Source organism: Roseateles sp., from assembly GCF_039595595.1.
GTDB lineage: Bacteria > Pseudomonadota > Gammaproteobacteria > Burkholderiales > Burkholderiaceae_C > Roseateles.
Genome location: NZ_JBCNLG010000006.1, coordinates 26898 through 42558 on the forward strand (window position 1 = coordinate 26898; position 15661 = coordinate 42558).

The following is a 15661-nucleotide window of genomic DNA, read 5'->3' on the forward strand; positions in this document are numbered from 1 at the left end:
GTCGGGATAAGCTGTGGAGGGACCAGATGCGCTATCGCGTTCCATCGGCCCGTGCCGCCCCTTTCTGTTCACTGCCCATCGCCATGTCGCAGACTTTCGACACCCTAATCCAGCAGGGGCTCCACGCCAGCGAGTCCAACGACACCGAACTCGCGCTCCAACGATTCCGCGAGGCCGCACAGGCCGCCCCGGCCAACGGCCTACCGCATTTCCTTGCCGCCGGCGAATTTGCCCAGGCCGGCCGCACGCAGGAAGCCGAGAACGCGTATGCGACGGCGGTGCTACTGGCGCCGGACATGGCGATCGCGCGATACCAACTGGGGCTGCTGCAGTTCGCCACAGACCGGCTGGCGCTGGCGCTGACGACGTGGCAGCCGCTGCTGACGCTCGGCGAGAACGATTTCATGCGGTGCTTCGCACAGGGCTTCTTCGCGATGGCTGCGGAAGATGTGCCCGAAGCTCGGGCGAAGTTCCGCGCGGGCCTGGCCCTGAACACGTCGAATCTGCCGATGAACCACGACATCGAACGCGTGCTGGCGAGCTTGGAAGAGATCAGCGCAACCCGGACGGGGAATGCAGTCACGGCAACGACGCCGGGGGGCGGCAACGCGGCTGCGAGCAATGCTGAGGACGCGGATACGGAGCCAGCGCTGGATTCCCGCGATGCTTCAGCGCATGTGCTGCTGGCCAACTATCAGCCGGTCGGCAAGCCGAACTGAGCCAGGCGACGATGACGCGGATCGATCGCCCCGATCGCGGCACGCCGCCACGTCCTGTGAGGGGCGAGGGCGGGGACAAGCGCACCAGCCCGTCCGGTCGCGCGTCGCAGAAGGGCAGCTCTGGCGCCGTCCTCGGCGGTGGGGGCGGCGGTGGCGGGCAGCCGCCGACGGCCGCACTGGACCGGGTGCATCAGGTCATGATCGACAAACCCGGCGATGACCGCGCGATGCTGCGCGCGATCATGGAGCCGACGCTGGCGTCCGCACTCGGGCGCGATGCGGCGGTAGACCCCGCGTTCTTCGCGCTGGTCGATGCGGTGATCGATACGCTACTAGCGTCGCCGGAGGCGATGCGCCTGCTGGAGCAGGCGAGGGCGGAGATGGCGCGGGCCGCACGTTGAATTGGCCGCCACGAGTTCGATTTCTGTTGCGGCCCGGGCCGATGCTCGAGGGCTGACCGTGGCGGGCCGAGTGTGGCGAGCAGAAAAACGACCGATCAAAGCTGCCGGATCATCCTCAGCAGACTCGATGCCCGCTGCCCGCTTGGCAACTGCTGACCGTCGAGCAGCTTGCTCGCCAGCGCCATCACCTCCTCGCCCGGGAGTTCCGGGTGGTCCAGCAGCGCCTGCGCGTACTGCGCGGCGAAGTTGTTCGGATCGAGGCCGCGCGAGCGGCGCAACGCGTCATTCGCCATCGCCCGACGACCCGTCCGCGCATAGATCACCGCCAGTGCGCCGTGCGTTTCGGCAAAATTTCGGTCCACCACCAGCGCCTGATCAAGCAGGCGCTCGGCCTCCACCAGATCCTCCAGCAGCAGCATCGTCCACGCCAGGCCGTGCCAGCTGCCGGCGTGCCCGGGCATCAGTTCAGTCGCGCGTGCGTATGCCACTCGTGCACCCTGCAGGTCCAGTGTCAGCAGACGCGCCGCGCCCAGCTGAGTCCATGCGCGACCGTCCGCTGGGCGCGCCGCAGTAAGGCGCTCGTTCAGCGTCAGCGCCACCTGCGGCTGACCTTCGACCAGCGATAGCGCCGCCGCCGACACCAGCGCTTCGCCCTGCTCGGGGAGCGTCGCGAGTGCCATACGCGACAGCCGGCTGCTGGACGCCACGTCGTTGGCATCCATTGCGATCAGGCTGGCCACGCCGGCCGCTTCTGGCCCGAGCTGACCAGCCGCTTCGCGCGCCAGCGCCCAGTCCAGGCCTTCACGCAGATGACGAGCATGATGCTCGACACGCAGCCAAGCGGCTTGCGCCGCATCGGCAAGCGATGCCTGCGCCACTACGCCCTCGATGAACGGCGCCAGCGTGCGCGCGGCCTCCGTCACGGCCTCCGGCCCGCCGCGTCGCAACCGCAGTTGCGCAGCCGCCGAAGCGGCCAGTGACCGCTCTTGCGCCCCGATTTCTGCGTCGCAGGCCATCATGTCCCACTGATGCAGTGCCGCATCGACGTCGCCGTGAGCCAGGGCTACGCGCGCGCTCAGGAAGCCCCAGGGCAAGGCGGCAAGCGCCCCGCTGGCGGCACGCTCGTCGAGCAGCCGGCGTGCCGTCTCAACGTCGCCCACATCGCACGCATGCTCGATCGCATCCCGGCGCAGCAGGTCATTGGCGGGGTCCTGCGCCAGGTATCCCAGCAGACGTTGCAGGCGTTGCAGTTGAGGTGTGGTGTCCATGGTCATCAGGTCTTGTCCGGGAAATGCGAGGTCAAAAGAGTCCGGCGTGTCTGGGGGCGTCATCCATCTGCCTCCAGCCGGCGCCGCAGCGTTTCCAACGCGGCACGGTGCAATTGGGAGATGCGGCCCTTGGTCAGCCCCACGCGCGCGGCCAACTGGTCGAACGGATGACCTTGCAGATAGTGCCAGTCGAGCACCCGCCGCTGCGCTTCGGGCAACTGCCGCATCAAGGCCAGCAGACGCTCGCGCTGTTGCCGCATCTCAATCCGGGCGTACGGCATTTGCGCGGCCGGCGCCGGCGAATCCGCTCCGGGATCGATCATGCCTGTGCCCTCGAGCATCAATCCGATGGCCAGGCCAAGACCAGCTTCGGACAAGCGCTCAAGCGCGCTGCCGTTTGGATATAGCGGCACGTTGCGCGATGCGTCAGGCGCAAGTCCCGGCGTCATGCCCGAGGCGCGCCTATCCCGCAGCGCGGCTTTGGATGCGAGGTCGGCGGCATCGTCTCCGTCCTCTCCAACCTCGCCGCGCAGCAGCGACTTGAGCCGCGCTTGGCGCAGTTCCCGCGTCGTGGCGATCTGCCGTTGGCGCTCGGACATCGCGGCCACGCCATCCAGAACTGCGCCGCGGATGCGATAAGCCGCATACGTCTCGAAACGCGCCTCGCGCGACGGGTCGTAGGTGTCGACCGCCTCCGTCAACGCCACCGTGGCGAACTGGAAGTAGTCACCGAAGTCGAGTTCCTCCCCCGGCCGGCCGGCGAAGAGGCGCGCGGCCTGCATGCGCGCATAGGGCAGGAAGTGCCTCACCAGCGCGTCGCGCGAGCGCGCATCGTCGCGCCGCGCATGCCACAGCGGCGAGAGGTCCGCCGACTGCGGCCAGGGCGATATGTCCAACCCGCTCGACATCGCGATGCGCGCTCGTGCCTCAGTGGAAGGACCCGATCAACGCGCGCAGCAGCAGCCCCCAGCCGTCCACCAGCACGAACATCAGGATCTTCAGCGGCATTGCGATCGTCACCGGCGGCATCATCATCATGCCAAGCGCCATCAGGATGCTGGACACCAGCAGGTCGATGAGCAGAAAGGGCAGGAACACCACAAAGCCGATCTGGAATGCCGCGCGCAGCTCCGAGACCATGAAGGCCGCCGCCAGTTGCGTCATTGGCACGTCAGCTTCGGACGAGGGTCGGGGGCGCTTGGCCAAGTCCGCCATCATGAAGATATCTGCCTCGCGGGTCTGCTTCAGCATGAAGCCACGCAGGGGCTGGATCGCCTTGTCGAGCGCAACCGGGCCTTCCATCTTGCCCGCGAGGTAGGGGCGCAGCGCGTCGTCGTGCACCTGTTCCAGCACCGGTGACATCGTGAAGCCTGTCAGCAACAGCGCCATGCCGATCAACACGATGTTGGGCGGTGTCTCGGGCAAGCCGATCGCGTGCCGCAGCATTGACAACACAACAATGATCCGCAGGAACGCGGTCAGGCAGACCAGCAGCGCCGGCAGCGCCGCAAGCAGCGTCAGGCCGAGGACGATCTGGACGGGATTGCTGCTCATCATGTCCGCCGCTCCCACGACTGACGCGTAGCCGGAACTTCACTGACTTCAGGGACAACTGCATCCAGGCCGCTGCGCTCGCCGGGATGCGGGCACCGGTCCAGCACCACCGGCGCTGCGCCGCGGGTCGTGCAGACGAGCAGCCGGCGGCCATCGGCCCACTCGAGTTCATGCACGACGCTGAACGCGTCCAGCCGCTGCTGCGCGCGAAGGCGCAGCGCGACAGAGTCGGCGCGCGTGGCGGCCTTCGGCCAAACGGCTCGCCAGCCGGCACCGGCTCTGGGGCCCTTCGCCCAGGCCGCCAAGGCCACCAGCGCCAACAAGCCCAGAAGCACCAGCCCGGCCACCGGAAAGTCGGGCATCACAGAAGGGGAGGACATTTCAATCGCCTGCCCGCAGTCAACCCGCCGAACGCAGATCGGGGGTTTCGGTCAACTGGATCGCGAAGCTGTCGTCCAGCGCAACCAGACGGCCCCGCGCAACGACATGGCCATTGATCACCAGGTCCACGCCCTGCTCCACAGTGCGGTCCAGTCGCAGCACCTCTCCGGGCTTGCAGGCCATCAGGTCACCCACGGTGACCTGAGCCGTGCCGAGCAGCACGTCCAGTTGCACCGGCAGCGTCTTCAAGCCTTCCAGGCCGGCAAGCGGCTGAGGCGGCCCACCGGCCACAGCAGGGGTCAGTTCTTGCAGGTCAATGTCGTGAAGAGTAGGTTGCATGGAGAAGTACGAGCTCGGGAAATGGAGCGACGCTGCAGGCGCAACGGCCTCGGCGCCTGTCGGCATAGGTGTGGAATCAGGAGTCGGCAGGTGGGGCCGGATCGACGCGTACAGCCCAGTGCGCGCCACGGCGCCCGAGCCGGGCCCGCGCCGCGAGCGCATGTCCGCTCGGTCCGGCAAGGTCCAACGCAGCCGGCCGGGCGAGCGGATGGGCCAGCGGGATGACGTCGCCTGGCTGCAGTTCGATGAGTTGCCCCATTTGAAGCGAGGCCTGTTCCAGGCTCACGCGCACGCGCACTGGAAGATGTGCGATTGCGCGTGGCAAGGGGGAGAGCGCGGGATGCGCGGTCGACGCCGGAGTAACGCCTGCGCGCACTGCAGGCAGCAGTGCCACCAGTGAGGACGCGGCGATGCGTAGCATCCGCTCGACGGGTTCGGCGTCCGAGCCGTTGGCGGCACGCACGCAGGAAAAGATCAAAACCAGTTCGCCAAGGTCGGGTGCAGACGCCTCGTTGCCAGCGGGCACCGTCTGGTCGGGATGGTTTTCCATGGGCGCGCCGGTGGCAGGCGCCACCGAGCCCAGCCAGCCGTCGCGCCACGCGCGCCACGACGCCTCAACCGATTCTGCAAACGAAGCCGCCAGGCTGTCCGCAGTCCAGGTTGCGGCAGCGGGCAGGTCCATCGCCGCTCGCGTCATCGCGTCGCGGCCGGACTCGCGCAGGACCACACCGCCCGCGCCCAATCGGCCGACGACGCTCCAGCCGCCTGCCGGACGCACGCGCATCGTGCCCTGCACCAGCGGCTCGACGCGAAGGTCCGCGCGCGCGAGCGACCAGTCGTCGCACCACGCGCGCCACGATGGCAGCAGACGCTGCACGAGCGCATCGCGCTGCGCGGCCGAGTACCGCAGCAATGGCGAGGCGGCTGACGGCCGCACCCAGGCGCTGGCGCTCATTTGCCCCTCATCGAGAAGAGCTGCTGGATCATCTCGTTGGCCGTGGAGACGATCTGCGACGAAGCTTGGTAGCCCCGCTGCATGATGATCAGGTCCGAGAACTCCTTGGACAGGTCGACGTTGGAGAGCTCGATGAAGCCCGCGCGCACCGCGCCGAAGCCACTTTGCTGGGCCAGTCCCAACCGCAGGCCGCCGCGGCCGGCGTCCTCAAACTGGTTGTCTCCAGCTTGCAGCACCGCGTCCGGTGATTCGTAGCGCATCAGCGCGAGCGTCTGTCCTTTGGCGGTCTGGCCGTTGGAATAGCTCAGCACCAGCGTGCCGGTCGCATCGACCGTGGTCTTGCTCAGCGTGCCCGCCTGGAAGCCGTCCTGCGAGGCGAAGGCCAGCGTCGACAGGTTGCCCGAGGCAAATGACGTCACCTCGGTGCTGAAGTCCAGCACCAGTGGCAGGGCCGTGTCCTGCCCAGCGGGCGTGTAAGTGATGCTGACCTTGGAGGCCTCAGTGATTGGAGCGCCGTCCTTGAAACCGATCTCGCCAGCACCGACCTCCACAGCACCGTCGAGTACCGATACCCTCCAGTAGCCGATCTTGTCCGGGCTCCGGCTGGTGAGCTTCACAGTCAGCGAGTGCGAGGCGCCCTGCGCGTCCAGGACATTGACGCTGGAGATCGTCTGATCGGTTGCAGAGCTCGACAGGTTGCCGCGGAAGGCCACGCGCTTGCTCGCCGCCGGCGGGCTGATCCGCAGCTTGTCCAGTACGACGTCGGACAGGCCACCTTCGCCATTCAACGCTTGCACGCGAGACTGGTCGTTGCGATTGATCAGGCGGCCCTCGAGGTCGAAGTCAAACTGGCCGGCGCGCGTGTAACGGAGCGCACCGTCGGTATTGCGCAGCACGAAAAGCCCGCCGCCGTCGACGGCCATGTCCATCGCGTTCTCGGTCTGACGCAGCTCGCCTGCCTTCAGGTTGAGGTAGGTGCCGAACGAATTCACGCCGGTGCCCGTGCGCCCGTCCTCGCCCCCAGCGGCGCCATGGCCGCTGTACATGAGATCGCCGAACTGCAGCGTGGAACCTTTGTAGCCCGGCGTGTTCATGTTGGCCGTGTTGTTGCCGATCAGCTTGATGCCCTTGGAGAAACTATCCAAGCCGGACATGCCGATGAAGATGGAGTCGAGCATGACGATTCCTCGTGGTCAGGTGGTGGTGCGCACGGCGGTGATTTGATCGAGCGACAGGTTGGGGGTGACCATGCCGTTGCTGTCCCGGACCGAGATGCTCGGCTGTGAACCCGAGAGAGACAGCGCGACCACCGTGCCCGACAACGTGCCGGTTCCGGTGTTGATGTCTACGGTACGACCGATCAAGCCGACGGACTGCAACGAGGCCTGGGTACTCAGCAGCGCGTCCATCTTGGTGTTGAGTTGCTGGCTCTGCTGCAAAGCCGTGAACTGCGCCATCTGGGCCATGAACTGCTGGTTGTCCATGGGCTTGAGCGGATCCTGAAAGCTCAGTTGCGTGGTCAGAATCTTGAGGAAGTCCTGCAGCCCGATGGATGAGTTGCCGGAAAGTGCGGAACCGGTCCCGGAGACCGCGCCGATGGTGGCCATGTCAATGCTTCCCTGTGTTGGATTCGATGAGGGCCGGGGTAATCACCGGCGGATTGGTTCGGTCGCCCTTCGCGAGCGAGGAAACCGTTTTGGACGGCATGCCGCGCGGATCGCCGCCGTCGCCGGCGATCGCCTGACCGTTGACGTGGACGGTGCCGATAACGTCGCCACGGCGGCGCGCGTCTTCGCGCCAGTGGGCCACGATCGCAGCCGCCTGGACGCTGGCGCCGCGGTCGACGCCTAGCCAGGCGTTAAGCAGGCCGTCGGCACCGCGCTCGACATGAAGCCGCACGGGTACGAACTCACCCCTGCCGGCGCCGGACAAGGGGCGGCGCCCGTTGGCGGCTGGCGCGGCTTCTGCGCCATCCCGACCTCGAGCGGCACCGGGCGCCGGAGCGTCGCCGTCGCCACTGCCCTTGCCCGCATCATCGGGGCGACCAGTGGGCCCAATACCGCGCAAGGCTGCGCGAGCAGGCAGCGCCGCATCAACCTCCACTGCCGGCAACGCATCGACCGTCGTGGTCGTGGCGACGTCGGTGCCTATGCAGCTCGCCAACGATGCCGACGGCATGCTCATGCGCGTCACCGTCGCGACGTTCCGCGGTGGCGCCACCGTGGATGTGGTCGATCCAGCTACCGGCTCAAGCTCAGGGAGGCCGTAGGGCCTCACCGGCCGTTCGCCGGCACCAGTGCGGCGGACCGCCAACACCTCGGCAGTAGGCCCGGTCGCCGGCGCGACGGCGGCGCTGTGGGCACCGGCGACGGTTGGATCGAGGCTCTGCGGCGCGGTGGCCTCGCAGTGCCAGGCGTCGCGCTGCGCGCGCTCGATCTCCAACAGCCACGCTTGGACCGCCGGCTCGTCACCGACCAGGTGCTCAGCCTCGTGGCGAGCGCTGTGGACCGCAGTGCGCATAGGCACCGGTTCATCGATCCGCATCGTCGCCCTCCTGCCCCGCGCGCGCGGCCAACCACTGCGCCCGGGTCATCACTTGATCGTCCAAGGCGCGCCAGTGCAACTGGGTCTGGCCAGCGGCGTAGCTCTCCAGCGCGCGGGCGTGCACATGCTCCAGCCCCCGGATCTCCTGACGCAGTTCGATGCAGCGCCGCTCGTGCTCGTCGCGCGCCTCGCGCTGCTGGTCACGCGCTGTCTCGCGAACCTTGCGTTCGGCAAGGAGCTGCACGACACGATTGGCGTACAAGGCGTGGACCTGGCCACCCTGCCCTCGCAATTGCTCCGCGGACATCGCGCGCACCGTCGCATCGATCATTGCTGCCGCCATGTCCACCCCGACCTGCGCCTCGTCAAGCGCCGTTTGGGCGATGGCCAGCGCTCGTTCGGCGCGGGCCAGTCGCCACTCAGCCCGCTCGCGCAAGCGCGAGGCCGGATGGGAGAAGCTCCGTAGGTCGACCGTCATGCCGCGTCCTCCGGCCCGAAGGCTTTGGCCAGATCGGCCAGCAGCTGTAGCGCCTCTTCGCGCGACGACGGCTCACTTTCCTGGCGCAGAAAACGCTGCAATGCCGGCTCGGCGGCAATCGCACGGTCCAGCGCCGCATGACTGCCCTTCTCGTAGGCGCCGATCTCCATCATCGGTCGGTTGCGCGACAGCAGCGCCATGCCGGCCCGCACCCGGTGTACCAGGCGCTGCTCACCGTCGTTCAGCAGATCGCCAAGCAGCCGGCTGCTGCTTTTGAGCACGTCGATCGCAGGGTAGTGGCCCTGGTGGGCCAGTTCGCGGGTCAGCACGATGTGCCCGTCCAGTGTCGCCCGCAGACAGTCGGAGATCGGCTCGTTGAAGTCGTCCCCCTCTACCAGCACGGTCAGCAGCCCGGTAATGGATCCTCCGCCACCGAGCGTGCCAAGGCGCTCGCACAGCGCGGGAAGCTCACTGAACACTGACGGCGTGTAGCCACGCGCGGTAGGCGGCTCGCCAGCAGACAGGCCGATCTCGCGCCGCGCCATTGCCAGCCGGGTGATTGAGTCCATCGTCAGCAGCACGTCAGCGCCCTGATGGCGCAGACCTTCCGCGATGGAGACCGCCAGATAGGCGGCTCGCACGCGCATCGGCGCCGGCTGGTCGGACGTGGCGACGACGACGACGCTGCGTGCCAGCCCTTCCTGGCCAAGCTGGTCCTCGATGAACTCCCGCACCTCGCGGCCTCGTTCACCAATCAAGGCGATCACGTTGTAATCGGCACGCGCGTGTCGCGCCATCATGCCCAGCAGCGTGCTCTTTCCGACGCCGCTACCGGCGAAGATGCCGACCCGCTGTCCGTGCCCAAGCGGCAACATCGCGTCGAGCGCCCGTACACCGGTCTCCAGTGGCCGCTCGATCCGCGGCCGCGTCAACGCGTCCGGCGCAGGCGCGCGCAGCGGACGCCCGGCACGTCCCCGCGGCGCCGCGAAACCATCCAGCGGCTCGCCGAGTCCATCGATCACGCGGCCAAGCAGCGCCGGACCGAACTCGGCGACGTTGCGGCGCGGCGCAGCGCGCACGCGCGCGCCGGCCTGCATTCCGTGCGCGTCGCCAAACGGCATCAGCGTCAGGTCTTGGCCGCGTACTGCGACCACCTCGGCCAGCGCCTGCACGCGGCCGTCCTCATGGAGGACTTCGCATAGGTCGCCCATCGCCAGCCCAGGCCCCACAGTCGTGACTGTCAGGCCGCTGACGCCACGCAGGCGTCCGAAGGGCCGCTCCAGCGTGGCTTGGCGCGTCGCGTCAAGCAAGGCCTCCATGGAGCTCATGCGGAGTTCTCGCGCGCGGCGAGCGCACGCGTCCAAGCTTCACCGAGTGCGCGCAGCTGTGTATCCAGGCCAATGTCGAGGCCGCCGTCTTCGTCCTCGACCAGCGCGCCCATCGGCGGCACAGCGCGGTCTGCGACCGCCTCGACGCGTGCGAGCAGCGACTGCAGGCGCTCCCCCGGCACAGTGGCCTTCAGGGCGGCCAGATCGTCTGGAGACAACCTGAGCCTCGGAAGCGGTGCGCCGGCCCAGCGGTCCACGGCAGCCTCGATCAACGGCAGCAGGGTCTCACGCACTGCGCTGGCACGGCCGACGATGCGGCATAGGGCCTCGAACGCCAGCCCAGCAGCTTGTGCGGCCACGAGCTCGCGGTGCCGCCGCTGCTGGTCGTCCAGCGTGCGCAATGCCAGCTCCACCGCCACGAGCGCGGCGTCGGCCGAAGCCTGCCGGGCGGCTTCCTGCGCCTTCGCCTGCTCTTCAAGTACCTCGCGGTCTCGCGCCAGCTCCTGCTGCGCCTCTTTGCGGCCGTTCGCGAGCCCTTGCTGATAGCCGGCTCGCTCCGCCTCAGCGAGCGCAGCGGCGAGCTGCTCCTGCATTTCTGCCGCGGTCGCTGACGCCACGGACAGGATCGGCGGGGCATTCGCCAGCGTCGTTTCCGACACGGCGGTCATCAGCACTGCAGCTGACTTTGCCGCCGGCGGCTGCGCAAGCTCCTGCTCGGTCTGCTCGTGGTACGGCAGGCCGCGCGCGAGCGTCGTCACGCGCAGGCCCTTCAAGACCTGCGGCGCGTCAGGGCGAGCGTTGCGGCGATTCATTCCGCGCCCCGCCTGCTCCGCCAGCGCGACAGCAGGCGGCTCAACATGCCGAACTGGCTGGCGCGCCTCGAGCCCGCCAAGATCAAGGCTGGCGCCTCATGGACTGGATGCAGTGTCGCTAAACGTTGCGCGAGCAGTTCCAGCAGCCGCGCGTCGGCGGCGGCCAGCCTGGCATCGTCCCCGGCACGCAGACGCATCGCCTCCACGACGTCCTCGCGCAAGGCCGGTTGCAGAAGACGCAAAGCCTCGGGGCGCCACGACCAGTCCCTCAGCGCGAAGAGCCTCCCGATCAGTGGCGCCGGTTCACCGGCGATGCAACGCACCAGCGCCGGCGCGCCCTGTGCCGCCACCCAAAGATCGATCGCCGCGCAGGCGGCCTGCAAAGCCGTCGTGCCATCTGATGTCGGCATGAGAGCAAGCGATGCAGTGGACGAGGCATCCGGAGTCCGGCTCAGGATCCGAGACGCTATCGAGACAGACTCTGTCCCGCTGCCCGCGGCGATCACCGCGACGTCTTGTGCGCCACACGCCGGGTCCCGATGCAGCGCCGCTTCGACGATCGCGCGCTCGCGTGGAAGACCCATCGCGACCAACTCGGCCAGCAGGGCTTCGACGGCCTCGCGCCGATGAACGGGCAACTGCTCGATCGCCCAGCGGCGATCGGCAGGCGCCAGCGCGTGAATCAGCGCGGCCGCATGACGCAGACCGCTGTCGCCGATCTGTGCGAGCGCCGACTGGAAGCTCTCGTCGCTCATCGGGCAATTCCTTCATCGCCCCGAATGGGGTCGCTGTCTGCCGGCTCTTGGCCGTCTGTCCATCGACGCAGTTGCGCCAGCACACGCTCACGCTCGCCTTCATTCAACGGACGCGGCTCTCCCGCGCGACGGGAAGAGGACATTCGTCCAAGCAGCACCGCGCTCATCAGCACGATCAAGCCGGCCAGCGCCCACAGCACAACGCGCTGGGTCTCCGGTCCCGAGGACGGCGCAGCCTCGGTCGCGGTGCCCGGGTCGCGCGGCGTGAAGCGGCCGGTCGCGTCGTCATCGGCCGTGCTGGCGGCTGACGGCGCATGCAGACCGCTACGGCCTGGCACAGCCGCTGGCGTCGCGGCGCGCGGATCGGCAACCAGCATGTCCAGCGACTGCACCGTGATGACATCGCCTCGATCCGGCACCGCGCCCACTGCGGCCGACAGTGCCGCACGCAGTCGTTCGACCTGTCCGGCCTCCAGCCGCTGACGCACCACCGCCAACACCTGCAGGCGCTGAATGGTGCCAGGTCGCTTGACGACCTGCTCAATCCGCTTGCCCAGCTGATATTCGGTGTCTCGCGTCGAGCGCCCCGGCGCCGGGGTGCCATCGCGCCCGCCCGAGGTAGCCGGAGCTTCTGTCAGCGTCTCACGCTCACGCACGACTGAACCCTGAGGTACCTCGCCGCCGGCGCTTGCGCCGAGCACCTCCTCGGAGGTCACGCGCACCTGATCCAGATCCAACGTGACGGAGACGCTGCTGACGAACTGATCCGGCCCATAGGCCTGGGATAACACCTGCGCCACCTTGCGCTCGAGTTGACGTTCCACGTCCTGCTGCAGCTCCGCGCGGCCGCCATCACCATCGGCCCCTCCCGCCGAGCGGCTCAGCACGACACCACGCTGGCTCAGTACGGTGACATCGTCGACAGCGATGCCAGGCACGGCCGCAGCCACGAGGCGCTGCACGCCGGCGACCTGATCGGCCTTGAGCGCACGGCCATGGCGCACGCCGACGGTGACCGAGGCTTTCGCACGCTGCGGCTCGCGCTTGAGCAATCCGTCCTCGGCGAATACCAGATGCACGCGCGCTGACTCAATTTCCTCCAGCGACAGGATCGTACGGGTGATCTCGCCCTGCAGCGCACGCTGGTAGTTCACCTTCTGGGCGAACTCGGTCATGCCGAAGTCGTTCGTATTGAACAGTTCGAAGCCCACCGCGCCATGCAGCGGCAAGTCGCGCGCCATCAGCTTCATGCGCAGCTTGTGCACCTGCGCCTTGTCGACCAGGATGGCCTGGCCATCCTCGGAGACCTGGTAAGGCACCTTCATCTTTTCGAGCTCGGCCGTCATCGCGGCGGCATCCTGCGGCGCCAGCGCGTTGAAAAGCACCTCGCGCTCCGGCTTGAGCAACACCACACCCGCAGCAAGCACCGCCAGCACGATGAACAGCGCGCCAACAGTCAGTCCAGCGCGGCGCCGACCGTCCAGCTTGTTCCATAACTCCCGCATCTCGTCCCTCGATCTTTCCTGGCGGCCGGCACTTCTCGCGGCCGGTCCGCATGCTGCACCGTCGATCCGTCTCTCCGGCGGCCACAGCCCTTGTCCTGTCCATCCTGTCAGCGGCGCCTCAGGCTCGACGGGGCGCCGCTCTGCCTCACACCTGCATGCGCATCACGTCCTGGTAAGACTCGAGCAACCGGTTGCGAACCTGCAGGAAAAGCTGGAACGAGATCCGGCTCTCTTCCATCTTCATCATGACCTGATGCAGGTTGACCGGCTGGCCCTCTGCGAGTGCACGCATCGATGCCTGGGCTTGCGCCCAGTCTGACTGCACGCCCTGCAGGCCGTCGCTGACGAGCTTGCTGAAATCGACGCCGCCGACCGTCGCCGTGGCCACCGCAGTACCGGGGACATTCGCGCCCAAACCCTGCGCCGCAGTCGTCGCTGCCCAGGCCACAGGGCGGAGTTTGGTCAGCGAGGACAGCGCCGCTTCCGGCTCGATGAAGGGAATCGCCTGCGCCATTTCAGCCTCCGTTGCCGATGTCCAGCGCGCGCAGCGCCATGGTTCGGCCGGTGTTGAGCGCGGCGACATTGGCCTCGTAGGCTCGCGATGCGCTCATCATCACCATCATCTCGGCCGCGTTATCGACGGCGGGGAAATACACCTTGCCGGCGGCGTCGGCCATCGGGTGGCCGGGATCCTGTACCGCGCGTGCCTCTGCCCCCACGGGCTCGATCTGATAGGCCGGCCCGCTTAGGCCTTGGCGCACCAGCGCGTCGAACCCAGCGCCCGCAGCCGCCTGCGACGCCGCCAGGGCTGTCACTCGCAGCGGCTGGAAACCCCCGCGTGCGCTGCCGCTGACAGTGTTGGCGTTGGCCAGATTGGCAGCCGAGATCTCATAGCGCAGGCGCTCCAGATCCATGCCGGCGGCGCTGATCGCGAAGCTCGCCTGGATGTCCATGTATGTTGTCCTTTGGGTGTCGTCGGGGGTGCCGTGTTCTTGTGCAGGGAATGGCCACGGACGCCTAGCGTTTGCCCTCGGTCACTGCGCTGTGCAGGACGCCATAGTGGCGCGCCAGGGTCTTGAGCAGGGCTTGGTACTGCAGACTGTTGGCAGCCATGTCGACGGCCTCCTGGTCCAGGCGGACAGGCATCGGTTCGCCACCGGGGCCTAGTGCTGGCACGACCTCAGGCGCAGCTGGCGTGGCGGTGGTCGACAGAGCGTCCATCTGCGCCTCGAAACTCACTGTCTGGCGCGCATAGCCGGCGGCGCCGGCGTTGGCGATGTTGGCCGCGATCACACGGTGGCGCAGCTCGGCCGCGTCGAGCGCGGCGCCAACGAGCGCGGTGGTGAGAGCTTCGATCTGCATGTCGGAGGGCCTTGTGAAACTGGGCGTTGGGAGATTGGAATGCGTCACTGCACGATCAGATCGGCGTGCAGCGCCCCGGCTGCCTTGACGGCGCGCAGCACGGAGATCACGTCCCGGGTGCCGATGCGCATGCGGGTCAGCGCCTGCACCAGATCCGCGACGGTGTTGTCGGCCGTCACGTAGGCGGCACGTTCGTTGTCGCCGACGTCGAGCCGGCTGTTCGTCACCAGCGCCGTGCGCACGCCGCCGCCGGGGCGGCCGATCACCAGTGGCTGAGACACGGAGGTTTCCGCGGATACCGACACGCGCAGCTCTCCATGCGACACCGCGACAGCGGAGATTCGCACGTCGCCGCCAGCCACCACGGTGCCGGTGCGCTCATTGATCACCACGCGAGCGCGGCGGTCTGGGTGCACGGTGACGTTCTCGACCTGTGCAAGGAATGCCACGGGGCGGGCCTGGTAAGCCTCGGGGATGCGGATCTCCACGCCAGCGGCGTCGCGCGGCTCGGCCAGTACGGCGCCGAAGCGCGCGTTGATGGCATCGGCCATGCGGGCCGAGGTCGTGTAGTCGGGCTCGCTGAGCACAAAGGTCACGGTTGCCCGTGCGGCCTGCGCGGGCACTCCGGCTTCGACGGTCGCACCGCCGGGGATCGCGCCGACGGTGGGGTGGTTCTTCTGCACGACATTGCCGTTGGCGTCGTAGCGGTACCCGCCCACCGCCAACGGGCCCTGCGACAGCGCATAGACACGGCCGTTGGGAGCTTTCAGCGGCGTCAGTAGCAGCGTACCGCCGACCAGGCTGCGCGCGTCGCCGATCGAGGTCACGGTGACATCGATCGTGTCGCCAGGCTTGGCGAACGGCGGCAGTTGGGCGGTCACCATCACCGCGGCGACGTTGCGGCTCTGAACCTGCTCGGGCGCAACGCTCAGGCTGAACTGCGACAGCGCGTTGGACAGCGCCTGGCGTGTCGCGCGGTTGCTTGGGCCGTCGCCAGTGCCCGCCAAGCCGGTCACCAGGCCTTGGCCGATCAGCGCGTTCTCCCGCCAGCCCTGTACCTTGCCCAGGTCCTTCAAGCGCAGCGCGTCATCGGCGGATGGCACGGCCCCGGGCGTAGCCGCCAGCGCAGAGGCGCCCAGCAGCAGCGTGCCGAGAGCCCCCGCCAGACCAGCGCGGACCACAGCGCCCGCGGCGGTCATCGGCCGGTTGATCGACGTCAGTCCCGCCATCACGCTTCCCGCGACCTTCCGCATTGCATGC

Annotated in this window: 20 protein-coding genes; 2 read left to right on the forward strand and 18 right to left on the reverse strand. The window is 68.1% G+C overall.

The features are described from left to right. Positions 1-26: 26 nt before the first annotated feature. The gene (locus tag ABDW61_RS09595) at positions 27-719 is read left to right on the forward strand and encodes a hypothetical protein (RefSeq protein WP_343638234.1); all 693 of its coding nucleotides are present in this window, start codon (positions 27-29) and stop codon (positions 717-719) included. A gap of 197 nt (positions 720-916) precedes the next feature. After that, a complete protein-coding gene (locus tag ABDW61_RS09600) occupies positions 917-1120 on the forward strand; it encodes a hypothetical protein (protein ID WP_343638235.1) in 204 nt (67 codons plus the stop codon). A 95-nt stretch (positions 1121-1215) separates the two neighbouring features. Here the strand turns inward: ABDW61_RS09600 and ABDW61_RS09605 are convergent, their stop codons facing one another. The 18 genes from ABDW61_RS09605 to ABDW61_RS09690 form a co-directional block, all read right to left on the reverse strand. Continuing rightward, on the reverse strand, positions 1216-2394 hold the full coding sequence (locus ABDW61_RS09605) for a tetratricopeptide repeat protein (protein WP_343638236.1): 1179 nt from the start codon (positions 2392-2394) through the stop codon (positions 1216-1218). 53 nt (positions 2395-2447) lie between these two features. Beyond that, complete coding sequence (locus ABDW61_RS09610; RefSeq protein ID WP_343638237.1) at positions 2448-3296, reverse strand: sigma-70 family RNA polymerase sigma factor; 849 nt, start codon at positions 3294-3296, stop codon at positions 2448-2450. A 19-nt stretch (positions 3297-3315) separates the two neighbouring features. After that, complete coding sequence (fliP, locus tag ABDW61_RS09615; protein WP_343638238.1) at positions 3316-3945, reverse strand: flagellar type III secretion system pore protein FliP; 630 nt, start codon at positions 3943-3945, stop codon at positions 3316-3318. Beyond that, positions 3942-4322, reverse strand: coding sequence for a hypothetical protein (locus ABDW61_RS09620; RefSeq protein WP_343638239.1), 381 nt, complete (start codon positions 4320-4322; stop codon positions 3942-3944). The genes fliP and ABDW61_RS09620 overlap by 4 nt, the downstream gene beginning before the upstream one ends. Positions 4323-4341: 19 nt before the next feature. Further along, a complete protein-coding gene (locus ABDW61_RS09625; protein WP_343638240.1) occupies positions 4342-4662 on the reverse strand; it encodes a FliM/FliN family flagellar motor switch protein in 321 nt (106 codons plus the stop codon). Between the two features lie 76 nt (positions 4663-4738). Beyond that, on the reverse strand, positions 4739-5617 hold the full coding sequence (locus ABDW61_RS09630; RefSeq protein ID WP_343638241.1) for a FliM/FliN family flagellar motor C-terminal domain-containing protein: 879 nt from the start codon (positions 5615-5617) through the stop codon (positions 4739-4741). Next, positions 5614-6795 (reverse strand): flagellar hook-basal body complex protein, encoded by a 1182-nt coding sequence (locus ABDW61_RS09635; RefSeq protein ID WP_343638242.1) that lies wholly within the window; start codon positions 6793-6795, stop codon positions 5614-5616. Before ABDW61_RS09635 ends, ABDW61_RS09630 begins: the two co-directional genes overlap by 4 nt. Before the next feature lie 15 nt (positions 6796-6810). Further along, the gene (locus ABDW61_RS09640; RefSeq protein WP_343638243.1) at positions 6811-7224 is read right to left on the reverse strand and encodes a flagellar hook capping FlgD N-terminal domain-containing protein; all 414 of its coding nucleotides are present in this window, start codon (positions 7222-7224) and stop codon (positions 6811-6813) included. A 1-nt stretch (position 7225) separates the two neighbouring features. After that, positions 7226-8161: a hypothetical protein gene (locus tag ABDW61_RS09645; protein ID WP_343638244.1), complete on the reverse strand. Its 936-nt coding sequence runs from the start codon at positions 8159-8161 to the stop codon at positions 7226-7228. After that, the gene (locus ABDW61_RS09650; protein ID WP_343638245.1) at positions 8148-8639 is read right to left on the reverse strand and encodes a hypothetical protein; all 492 of its coding nucleotides are present in this window, start codon (positions 8637-8639) and stop codon (positions 8148-8150) included. The genes ABDW61_RS09645 and ABDW61_RS09650 overlap by 14 nt, the downstream gene beginning before the upstream one ends. Continuing rightward, a complete protein-coding gene (locus ABDW61_RS09655; RefSeq protein WP_343638246.1) occupies positions 8636-9967 on the reverse strand; it encodes a FliI/YscN family ATPase in 1332 nt (443 codons plus the stop codon). The genes ABDW61_RS09650 and ABDW61_RS09655 overlap by 4 nt, the downstream gene beginning before the upstream one ends. Continuing rightward, the gene (locus ABDW61_RS09660; protein ID WP_343638247.1) at positions 9964-10779 is read right to left on the reverse strand and encodes a FliH/SctL family protein; all 816 of its coding nucleotides are present in this window, start codon (positions 10777-10779) and stop codon (positions 9964-9966) included. Before ABDW61_RS09660 ends, ABDW61_RS09655 begins: the two co-directional genes overlap by 4 nt. Beyond that, positions 10776-11534: a hypothetical protein gene (locus tag ABDW61_RS09665; RefSeq protein ID WP_343638248.1), complete on the reverse strand. Its 759-nt coding sequence runs from the start codon at positions 11532-11534 to the stop codon at positions 10776-10778. Before ABDW61_RS09665 ends, ABDW61_RS09660 begins: the two co-directional genes overlap by 4 nt. Then, complete coding sequence (fliF, locus tag ABDW61_RS09670; RefSeq protein ID WP_343638249.1) at positions 11531-13039, reverse strand: flagellar basal-body MS-ring/collar protein FliF; 1509 nt, start codon at positions 13037-13039, stop codon at positions 11531-11533. The genes ABDW61_RS09665 and fliF overlap by 4 nt, the downstream gene beginning before the upstream one ends. Before the next feature lie 145 nt (positions 13040-13184). Continuing rightward, positions 13185-13553 (reverse strand): flagellar hook-basal body complex protein FliE, encoded by a 369-nt coding sequence (gene fliE, locus ABDW61_RS09675; RefSeq protein WP_343638250.1) that lies wholly within the window; start codon positions 13551-13553, stop codon positions 13185-13187. A gap of 1 nt (position 13554) precedes the next feature. Then, on the reverse strand, positions 13555-13992 hold the full coding sequence (locus ABDW61_RS09680) for a flagellar basal body rod C-terminal domain-containing protein (protein WP_343638251.1): 438 nt from the start codon (positions 13990-13992) through the stop codon (positions 13555-13557). A gap of 64 nt (positions 13993-14056) precedes the next feature. Beyond that, the gene (locus ABDW61_RS09685; protein ID WP_343638252.1) at positions 14057-14401 is read right to left on the reverse strand and encodes a flagellar basal body protein; all 345 of its coding nucleotides are present in this window, start codon (positions 14399-14401) and stop codon (positions 14057-14059) included. 44 nt (positions 14402-14445) lie between these two features. Beyond that, a complete protein-coding gene (locus ABDW61_RS09690) occupies positions 14446-15654 on the reverse strand; it encodes a flagellar basal body P-ring protein FlgI (RefSeq protein WP_343638253.1) in 1209 nt (402 codons plus the stop codon). Positions 15655-15661: the final 7 nt, after the last annotated feature.

Bases quoted from the DNA above. Each gene is read 5' to 3' on its own strand.
- ABDW61_RS09640 (WP_343638243.1), bottom strand. From the start codon at position 7,224: ATGGCCACCATCGGCGCGGTCTCCGGGACCGGTTCCGCACTTTCCGGC.
- ABDW61_RS09605 (WP_343638236.1), bottom strand. From the start codon at position 2,394: ATGACCATGGACACCACACCTCAACTGCAACGCCTGCAACGTCTGCTG.
- ABDW61_RS09690 (WP_343638253.1), bottom strand. From the start codon at position 15,654: ATGCGGAAGGTCGCGGGAAGCGTGATGGCGGGACTGACGTCGATCAAC.
- fliF (WP_343638249.1), bottom strand. From the start codon at position 13,039: ATGCGGGAGTTATGGAACAAGCTGGACGGTCGGCGCCGCGCTGGACTG.
- ABDW61_RS09645 (WP_343638244.1), bottom strand. From the start codon at position 8,161: ATGCGGATCGATGAACCGGTGCCTATGCGCACTGCGGTCCACAGCGCT.
- ABDW61_RS09635 (WP_343638242.1), bottom strand. From the start codon at position 6,795: ATGCTCGACTCCATCTTCATCGGCATGTCCGGCTTGGATAGTTTCTCC.
- ABDW61_RS09680 (WP_343638251.1), bottom strand. From the start codon at position 13,992: ATGGACATCCAGGCGAGCTTCGCGATCAGCGCCGCCGGCATGGATCTG.
- ABDW61_RS09650 (WP_343638245.1), bottom strand. From the start codon at position 8,639: ATGACGGTCGACCTACGGAGCTTCTCCCATCCGGCCTCGCGCTTGCGC.
- fliE (WP_343638250.1), bottom strand. From the start codon at position 13,553: ATGGCGCAGGCGATTCCCTTCATCGAGCCGGAAGCGGCGCTGTCCTCG.
- ABDW61_RS09660 (WP_343638247.1), bottom strand. From the start codon at position 10,779: ATGAATCGCCGCAACGCTCGCCCTGACGCGCCGCAGGTCTTGAAGGGC.
- ABDW61_RS09630 (WP_343638241.1), bottom strand. From the start codon at position 5,617: ATGAGCGCCAGCGCCTGGGTGCGGCCGTCAGCCGCCTCGCCATTGCTG.
- ABDW61_RS09685 (WP_343638252.1), bottom strand. From the start codon at position 14,401: ATGCAGATCGAAGCTCTCACCACCGCGCTCGTTGGCGCCGCGCTCGAC.
- ABDW61_RS09625 (WP_343638240.1), bottom strand. From the start codon at position 4,662: ATGCAACCTACTCTTCACGACATTGACCTGCAAGAACTGACCCCTGCT.
- ABDW61_RS09620 (WP_343638239.1), bottom strand. From the start codon at position 4,322: ATGTCCTCCCCTTCTGTGATGCCCGACTTTCCGGTGGCCGGGCTGGTG.
- ABDW61_RS09610 (WP_343638237.1), bottom strand. From the start codon at position 3,296: ATGTCGAGCGGGTTGGACATATCGCCCTGGCCGCAGTCGGCGGACCTC.
- ABDW61_RS09665 (WP_343638248.1), bottom strand. From the start codon at position 11,534: ATGAGCGACGAGAGCTTCCAGTCGGCGCTCGCACAGATCGGCGACAGC.
- ABDW61_RS09595 (WP_343638234.1), top strand. From the start codon at position 27: ATGCGCTATCGCGTTCCATCGGCCCGTGCCGCCCCTTTCTGTTCACTG.
- ABDW61_RS09655 (WP_343638246.1), bottom strand. From the start codon at position 9,967: ATGAGCTCCATGGAGGCCTTGCTTGACGCGACGCGCCAAGCCACGCTG.
- ABDW61_RS09600 (WP_343638235.1), top strand. From the start codon at position 917: ATGATCGACAAACCCGGCGATGACCGCGCGATGCTGCGCGCGATCATG.
- fliP (WP_343638238.1), bottom strand. From the start codon at position 3,945: ATGATGAGCAGCAATCCCGTCCAGATCGTCCTCGGCCTGACGCTGCTT.